At 55.6% G+C, this 3,787-nt stretch carries 10 protein-coding genes; 4 read left to right on the top strand and 6 right to left on the bottom strand.

Features of this window, described 5'->3' with window-relative positions; all coding sequences use genetic code 11:
* From BN1130_RS22670 to BN1130_RS14010, 4 genes are all read left to right on the top strand, one after another.
* Positions 1-247: hypothetical protein (locus tag BN1130_RS22670; protein WP_042042721.1), on the top strand; the 247-nt coding region annotated here is incomplete at its 5' end.
* 8 nt (positions 248-255) lie between these two features.
* Positions 256-1,104 (top strand): peptidoglycan-binding protein, encoded by an 849-nt coding sequence (locus tag BN1130_RS21350; protein WP_084218218.1) that lies wholly within the window; start codon positions 256-258, stop codon positions 1,102-1,104.
* A gap of 20 nt (positions 1,105-1,124) precedes the next feature.
* A complete protein-coding gene (locus BN1130_RS14015; RefSeq protein ID WP_157014031.1) occupies positions 1,125-1,304 on the top strand; it encodes a hypothetical protein in 180 nt (59 codons plus the stop codon).
* Complete coding sequence (locus tag BN1130_RS14010) at positions 1,297-1,512, top strand: hypothetical protein (protein WP_042042717.1); 216 nt, start codon at positions 1,297-1,299, stop codon at positions 1,510-1,512. Before BN1130_RS14015 ends, BN1130_RS14010 begins: the two co-directional genes overlap by 8 nt.
* A 53-nt stretch (positions 1,513-1,565) precedes the next feature.
* Here BN1130_RS14010 and BN1130_RS22310 read toward each other — a convergent pair whose 3' ends face one another.
* The 6 genes from BN1130_RS22310 to BN1130_RS13990 form a co-directional block, all read right to left on the bottom strand.
* Complete coding sequence (locus tag BN1130_RS22310; RefSeq protein WP_157014030.1) at positions 1,566-1,922, bottom strand: hypothetical protein; 357 nt, start codon at positions 1,920-1,922, stop codon at positions 1,566-1,568.
* Between the two features lie 63 nt (positions 1,923-1,985).
* Positions 1,986-2,177, bottom strand: a complete 192-nt coding sequence (locus BN1130_RS14005) for a hypothetical protein (RefSeq protein WP_042042713.1) — start codon at positions 2,175-2,177, stop codon at positions 1,986-1,988.
* Complete coding sequence (locus BN1130_RS22305) at positions 2,167-2,409, bottom strand: hypothetical protein (protein ID WP_157014029.1); 243 nt, start codon at positions 2,407-2,409, stop codon at positions 2,167-2,169. The genes BN1130_RS14005 and BN1130_RS22305 overlap by 11 nt, the downstream gene beginning before the upstream one ends.
* Positions 2,396-2,788 (bottom strand): regulatory protein GemA, encoded by a 393-nt coding sequence (locus BN1130_RS14000; RefSeq protein ID WP_198135286.1) that lies wholly within the window; start codon positions 2,786-2,788, stop codon positions 2,396-2,398. Before BN1130_RS14000 ends, BN1130_RS22305 begins: the two co-directional genes overlap by 14 nt.
* Before the next feature lie 47 nt (positions 2,789-2,835).
* Complete coding sequence (locus BN1130_RS13995) at positions 2,836-3,123, bottom strand: hypothetical protein (protein WP_042042711.1); 288 nt, start codon at positions 3,121-3,123, stop codon at positions 2,836-2,838.
* 108 nt (positions 3,124-3,231) lie between these two features.
* The gene (locus BN1130_RS13990; RefSeq protein WP_042042710.1) at positions 3,232-3,753 is read right to left on the bottom strand and encodes a Mu-Gp12 family protein; all 522 of its coding nucleotides are present in this window, start codon (positions 3,751-3,753) and stop codon (positions 3,232-3,234) included.
* Between the last annotated feature and the right edge of the window lie 34 nt (positions 3,754-3,787).

The following is a 3,787-nucleotide window of genomic DNA, read 5'->3' as shown; positions in this document are numbered from 1 at the left end:
GATGGCCACCACCATTCAAAGCCAGTTTGAAGCGGCATTGAACGCCATGATCGCCACATGGCGAAACCAGCTGGGGCGCGACATTGTGCCAGAGGCACTGATTTGGCTGGGACAACAACTTCAGGGGGTGTATCGCTGCACGACGACCCTCACTTACCAGGCGCTAGCGCGCCATCAAAACCCGCTGGTGACAGTCGAGGCGATCAATTTAGTGATCGTGAGTGAACTTTCATCTGGTGGACGATAGGAGATTTGATGATGAAACGTTCTTGTTACCGTTGTGGTCCGGCGCCGTTGGCCCTGTCCATCAAAGCGTACCGCACGCGCATTGCAGCCACGCTGTTTAATGGCGCGATGAGTCCAGAGCAAGCTCAGGGGATAGGTTACCTGGTTAGTGTGCCGACGCTGATGGCGCATTTGGGGCATGTCGTTTCCTTGGCGCATTTGTCCTACGTGCTGGCGACTGCGTATCACGAGACCGCCTGTACGATGCAGCCCATAGAAGAATACGGCAAAGGGGCTGGCCGCCCTTATGGCGTTCCCGATCCTGAAACCGGCCAGACCTATTACGGCCGGGGCTTTGTACAACTGACCTGGCGCGAGAACTACGCCAAAGCGGCAACGCTCTGCTTTAACACTCATCTGGAGCAGGGAGGGGTGGACTTGGTGTTGACCCCAGACATGGCAATGAGCCCGTTTGTGGCCACACAAATCACCCTGTTTGGCATGAGTCAAGGATGGTTTACCGGCAAGCGGCTCTCGGACTATGACCGCGCGGATGGGACGTTTGATTACGTGAACGCGCGGCGGATCATCAATGGCACCGATCGTGCCGAGATGGTGGCCGGCTATGCTCGCCAGTTCGAAGAGGCAGGCCGATTGGCATTAGGACAACGCATTGTGCGCGACCAGGTCATGGTGGGCAGCCGCGGCGCGGACGTGACTGAACTGCAGTTACTGCTGGGTTTACCCCATGACGGGGTGTTTGGAGGGGCAACCCAGGAGGCGGTGAAAGGCTGGCAGCGCGCCCATGGCCTGCAGCCTGATGGAGTGGTAGGTCAGCTGACCTGGGATGCACTGGATGCAGAGGAGTACGGGCTATGAGTGTGCTTAAGGCAATGATGGTGGCTCTGGCCCTACTGTTCGCCAGCCTCCTGGGTGGGTGCGCGGCGTCCTATGTGGAGTACCAGGTCTCGGGGAGCGACGGCAGCTGCCCACCGGTGGTGGTGGCCGAGACCGCGTTTGGGGTAAAGGTGCAGATCAACGAAGGCAAGCAGTGCAAGAAGGAAGGAAGCGATGAATAGAGTGGTAGTAGCAGTCCTGGCCATCGGATTGCTGGGAGGGTGTTCGAGCATCATCACGTACATCCGCAGCGACAACAGCAGCGGCAATGCCCAGTGCGAACCGGACTCCTCGAGTGGGGGGATCTTGTCGGTGCAGCGAGATTGCATCATCAACCAGCCGGCAGGAGACGGCAATACCCGGGTGTCGACGACGCGCCCCAAGGCATAGCCAGAAACAACAAGGCCCGCATCATGCGGGCCTTGTTGCTTTATTTTTGAAGGCTATTCCGTAATAGTTAATATTCGCTTAATACCATCGTTTACCAGAGAAACAAAATTCATCATTTTAATTCTAAATAGTTTTAAATGATGCTCTGTAATTGGTTTTTCACTAACAGTGAAACCGCAGTACGCACCACCATATTGCTTCCTTAATATCCTGTAAATATCTGGAGAAAGCCTAGGGTTGATAGTGACGATGTAGCATACATCAAACTCTCGTCCAGTTTTTTTTGTGTGCGACATTGACTCGCCCCACTCAAGTCGGAAGCAAACAAACCCAAGCGGATCAATTTCAAAATCCTGGATAATGTCATATTCAGGAATGACCACGCTTGAATAGTGCTCTTTATGGTACATACGCTCCTCCCAGCCTAACAGGCCCATGCAATAAATGAGTCTGTTTATCGCACACCAGCATATTTAGAACAAACTTAATTGCTCGCCCACTCGAGGCTCACTATCAAGCCGTTCCCGCACAAACACAAACCAGCTGGACAGCCTGAACGCGAAGAACTCCGAGCCTTGGACGGCATTGTGGGTGGCTCGCTTTTGCAGGCGCAGTACATCCCGGCAGGGCTTGGCCCGCAGTGCGGTGGTAGACTCAGTGCTCATGATAGTTACTCCGTTTCCATATCCATTCGGCCAGTTCGTGGGTGTTGTACCAGGCACGATCCAGACCAAGGTGGCTCTTCAAAATGCTCATATCCAGCGGGTTCATCTCAATCATCTGATGGAATTCATGGGCTGGCACCCGATGATCTGGCCACATCTCATTAAGTAACGCCTCCAGTTCTGCCGGTGTCGAGGGGGATATCATCTCGTAGCGCGGGTCAATGTGTCTCATGAGGGAACCCTCCCGCGATCCAGCGCTCCAGGCCAGTGATCACTTGGCTCATCAAGGCTTTGGTGAGAAACCGGGCGCTGGCCACGTGGGCAGTGCGCATGCAAAACCGATCCAGAGCGGGATCATCCAATCCTTTATCCCAATCCAGCTCATGACACAACGCTGCCAGCTTGCGCCATTGGGCATCTGTTGGGCGATTATCGGCGCGACCACCAGGGCGATAATCGGTGAGCCAACCATCACGCTTGAGCTCGCGGACCAAGGCATCGAGTTGCGGTGAGGTCAGCTCCTTGCACGAGCGCTTGCCGGTCTTGCTGTGTAGCCAATCCCGGTACGCACCATCCATCTCATTTGGGGTGGCGCCCTGCGAGGCCAGCATGAGTTGAGCTCCCTTGTGGATAAGGCCATAGAGCGTTGCAGGCTTCATCATGCGTTCTCCTTCTCTTCTATTGGCAGGATGAAGTCCGTGCCTAACCAGGGCTTGTTGGCCACCTTGAGTACCAGGGCCGCAAAGAATTCGGATTGCTCTCTCACACCAAACTGACTCCGTTCTCGCAGGCTTTGAAACAGGGCGGCGGTGTCTGCATCGACGATAAAGCGCAACTCCCTGGTACCCGTTTCAAGTCTCTTGGCTCGTAGGCGTTTGCTGCGAGTCGGCCCATCCAGCGTCTTCTCCTTTCGCGGGCGGCCAGGCTTGCGCTTTTCTGTAATCATTTACGTTCCTCCGCCACATAAAATAATTATATAAAAGTGGCGGCGAATTTGCGAACAAAAAAAGGCACCGAACGGTGCCTCATTTGACGTAAAGAAATAGGGAAATACCTATCGGGAGGGGCTGGTGGATTGGCTCAGCTGCAGTGCCTGGGTGAACTCATGCTCACCAATCACCGTGGCGTTTGGGGCGCGCATCAGGGTGGTGAAGTAGAACTGGCCGTCATAGCCGAAGAAGATGGCACCGGCCTTGGCGACGGCTTGTATGTCCACACCCAGCGCCTCCCACAAAGGGGCCAGTCTGGCACGATCGATGTCCACTGCGGGGCGCCCGCCAGGAAAGCGTTCACGCAACTGGGTGCCAGCTTTTAGTTGGCCTTTAGGCACATAGCGCCGGGGTACGCGCACCCCGGCGTAACCGGACTCACTCCACAGCGCCCTGTCTGCCCGATCATCAAAATGGCGAGGGGCAACCCCCACCAGGATCTGACCATAGACTGACGCCCCGTATACCGGGTCAGCATCGAGCGGCTCGGCAAAGGCCTGCGCCACCTTGTGCAGCGCGCTGAGCTCTCTTTGGTACCGGCACCAGGCTTGCCATACCGGCACATCATCACAGCGATAGTGCATCATTGGATGCCTCCTTAAAGGTCATTTAAACGGGCTT

The organism is Aeromonas rivuli (assembly GCF_000820045.1).
In the GTDB taxonomy this organism is placed as follows: Bacteria; Pseudomonadota; Gammaproteobacteria; order Enterobacterales; family Aeromonadaceae; genus Aeromonas; species Aeromonas rivuli.
Note: the sequence above shows the minus strand (reverse complement) of the source record. Positions and strands in the feature narration are given on the sequence as shown.

Bases quoted from the DNA above. Each gene is read 5' to 3' on its own strand.
- BN1130_RS13995 (WP_042042711.1), bottom strand. From the start codon at position 3,123: ATGATTACAGAAAAGCGCAAGCCTGGCCGCCCGCGAAAGGAGAAGACG.
- BN1130_RS21350 (WP_084218218.1), top strand. From the start codon at position 256: ATGATGAAACGTTCTTGTTACCGTTGTGGTCCGGCGCCGTTGGCCCTG.
- BN1130_RS14000 (WP_198135286.1), bottom strand. From the start codon at position 2,788: ATGCTGGCCTCGCAGGGCGCCACCCCAAATGAGATGGATGGTGCGTAC.
- BN1130_RS22305 (WP_157014029.1), bottom strand. From the start codon at position 2,409: ATGAGACACATTGACCCGCGCTACGAGATGATATCCCCCTCGACACCG.
- BN1130_RS22310 (WP_157014030.1), bottom strand. From the start codon at position 1,922: ATGTACCATAAAGAGCACTATTCAAGCGTGGTCATTCCTGAATATGAC.
- BN1130_RS14005 (WP_042042713.1), bottom strand. From the start codon at position 2,177: ATGAGCACTGAGTCTACCACCGCACTGCGGGCCAAGCCCTGCCGGGAT.
- BN1130_RS14010 (WP_042042717.1), top strand. From the start codon at position 1,297: ATGAATAGAGTGGTAGTAGCAGTCCTGGCCATCGGATTGCTGGGAGGG.
- BN1130_RS13990 (WP_042042710.1), bottom strand. From the start codon at position 3,753: ATGATGCACTATCGCTGTGATGATGTGCCGGTATGGCAAGCCTGGTGC.